The 520-nt window shown below is 44.6% G+C and carries 1 protein-coding gene; it reads right to left on the bottom strand.

The window, feature by feature from the left end; all coding sequences use genetic code 11:
- A partial coding sequence (locus DMC01_RS12770) for a dihydroxy-acid dehydratase domain-containing protein (protein ID WP_185908988.1) occupies positions 1-520 on the bottom strand: 520 nt, incomplete at both ends.

The raw sequence follows: 520 nt of genomic DNA, 5'->3' as shown, positions 1-520 counted from the left end.
TTCTTTAAGCATAGCATTTATGCCCCCAGCATTTCCCACATCCTCCATAGCTACCTCAGGCAAACTCGGTGCTACCTTTGCTATGTGGGCGATTTTGCGGCTTATGTCGTTTAAATCCCCTATTTCAAGCGGGCTTTGTGCCTCTCTTGAAATGGCAAGCATATGCAAGATGGTATTTGAACTACCCCCCATAGCCATATCAAGCACCATAGCATTGCGTATTGAGTGTGAATTTATAATCTTTTTAATGACAAATTTTTCCCTATCCTTTTCATTTAGGGCTATCTCGCAAATGCGTTTTGCTGCCTTTCTTAAAAGCTCTTCGCGTTCCTTACTTTGAGCTAGCACCGTGCCGTTGCCACTTAGAGCAATGCCAAGTGCCTCGCAAAGTGAATTCATAGAGTTTGCAGTAAAAAGCCCCGAGCAAGAGCCCCCTCCCGGACAGGCTTTGCACTCTATGTCGTTTAGCTCTTTTTCATCGATTTTTTTAACCTCATAAGCACCCACAGCCTCAAAGACG

The sequence above is a fragment of the Campylobacter troglodytis genome, from assembly GCF_006864425.1.
Classification (GTDB): Bacteria; Campylobacterota; Campylobacteria; order Campylobacterales; family Campylobacteraceae; genus Campylobacter_D; species Campylobacter_D troglodytis.
The sequence above is the reverse complement of the archived record's forward strand: the minus strand, read 5'-3'. Positions and strand labels throughout refer to the sequence as shown.